Annotated in this window: 2 protein-coding genes and 1 pseudogene; all 3 read right to left on the minus strand. The window is 23.0% G+C overall.

Annotated elements, in window-relative coordinates; translation table 11 throughout:
• A pseudogene (locus L8X40_RS08230) lies at positions 1-819 on the minus strand (hypothetical protein); the annotation flags it as partial.
• Positions 809-1153 carry a hypothetical protein gene (locus L8X40_RS08235; RefSeq protein ID WP_214099744.1) on the minus strand — a complete coding sequence of 115 codons (345 nt, stop codon included), beginning with the start codon at positions 1151-1153 and terminating at the stop codon, positions 809-811. The gene L8X40_RS08235 and the pseudogene L8X40_RS08230, both read right to left, overlap by 11 nt.
• Positions 1154-1196: 43 nt before the next feature.
• On the minus strand, positions 1197-1923 hold a 727-nt coding region (locus tag L8X40_RS08240), incomplete at its 5' end, for a hypothetical protein (RefSeq protein WP_263667670.1).

Here is a 1923-nt window from a genome sequence, read left to right on the forward strand (position 1 = left end):
TTCTAATTCTTTTATTGTGTTTTCATCAAATAAAGCTTGCTTATCTTTATCATATAAAACATAATCTTCACAAAAATATAAAGCTTTTAATAAATAGGGTTTTGAATCGATGTTGATGTTGTTGATATCTTGCAAAGATAGTTTTTGTATATAGGCTATTTTTAAATTATTGATTACTTGTATAGACATAAGTTTATAATTATTATATTCTTGATTAAAGTGATTAAGATTTTCTAAAAATATTTTATACTCATTGATATATTCTTTTTCATCTTGTATATTATCTAAATATTTAAGACTTTGATTGAAAATATTATTATTGTAAAAATTACAAGAAAAACTATCAAAATTAAATTCTTTTAATAAATTACTATTTTTATCATCTATAGAACATAAAGGAGCAAAGGAATTTTGTATGTTTTTGTAGTAGGGGTAGAGAGAGTGGGTGGTGGATGTTGCTTTTCCTCCTAGAGAAGTTATGTTTATTATGAATAGTTTTTTTGCTTTGGTTGTTATATTTAAAATTAAAATTATCCCAGCGGGTGTTAAATAATATAAAGGCCTTCTATTGGCATCTTTTATTAAATATTCTAGTATAACATTTCTAGAAGTTTCATTTTTAATAATATCTTTTAAAAAGTCCAATTCTTCTAGTGTCTGCCTTTTATGAAAATCATCTAAAATAACACTTTTTTCTTGCCAATCTCTAAAACCTGAAATTCTAGCTAAAAAATCTCCAAAATCATAAAGTCCTATATAACAATCTACAATACCATCTTTAATATCCTTAAGATGTTCCATTAATCCTTTATTTGTCATTTTCTAGCCTTTTTAATTTACAAAGAAGAAGTAAAACAATATTTATTAGTTTTCTAACAAGAAGGATAATTGCTAATAAGTAAAGCACTACTAATAATCCATATTTGACAAAAAAATATCCACCAAAAAATATTATAATTAAAAGCATACTATCTGGAATAAGCAATAAATATACAAAAGTATCATATATCCAGTTTATAATCTTACTAGAAACTCCATATTTACTTTTGCAATTTTTGCATTTTATTTCTAATTTGCCTGAGAATATATTCCAAATATTTTGTAATTTATTGATTTTTGTTTTACAAACTTCACATTCTTTATAAATAGACATTTATTTTTCCTATATAATTTAAAAATTATCTTTAAAATTTAAATTATCTTCCGCATGCATTTAATCTTCCTTTAGCAATATTTATAAAATAATTAAGTTTTTTTGCTCCATATATTGCTGGGTATATCATTTCTTGAATTTCGGTTTTTAGTTTTGTTTTGTATAATAAATCCATTTTTTCATAAGAATTTATCATATTTTCTAATAACTGTTCTTTTTGAGGTATAGAACACATAAAGTTTTTATCTAGGCTTGAAGCAAATGGGATTAAATTAAAAAGAAAATAATCAGCATTAAAGGCTATTTTCATAAGTGCATAAGTGTCAGGCAATGCATCTATTTTGTTAATAAAAATGATATATCTATCCATAATGCTTATAAAATTATTCATTTCGTTTAAATTGGTAGTGCTATTAGAAGCAAGATAAAAATAATTAAGATTAGTTTCACTTTTTCTTCCAAATATACTTACTTTATTTCTAAGAGCTACCAAATAAGCATTGTCTAAACCTAAAATTTGCATAAATTTAAAATCTTTTTTAAAATTATGCATATAATTTAATAATTCTTTTTGATTAAGTTTTAATTCTTGATTTAAGTTTTGTTCTACAAAAACTTTTTTAAATTCTTCTTCGTTGCTCCAGAATAATTTAGATATCTCTTTTCTAATTTGATTTTCTTTTTCATAATAATACCTATCCCAAAAGATAAGCTCTAAAGGGCGATAAGCTAAGCTTATAAAGATAATAAAAGCTATAAGTAAACCACAA

The sequence above is a fragment of the Campylobacter sp. CNRCH_2013_0855 genome, from assembly GCF_025773025.1.
Lineage (GTDB): Bacteria > Campylobacterota > Campylobacteria > Campylobacterales > Campylobacteraceae > Campylobacter_D > Campylobacter_D jejuni_C.

Coding starts and splice junctions, on each gene's coding strand:
- L8X40_RS08235 (WP_214099744.1), bottom strand. CDS start 1,153: ATGTCTATTTATAAAGAATGTGAAGTTTGTAAAACAAAAATCAATAAA.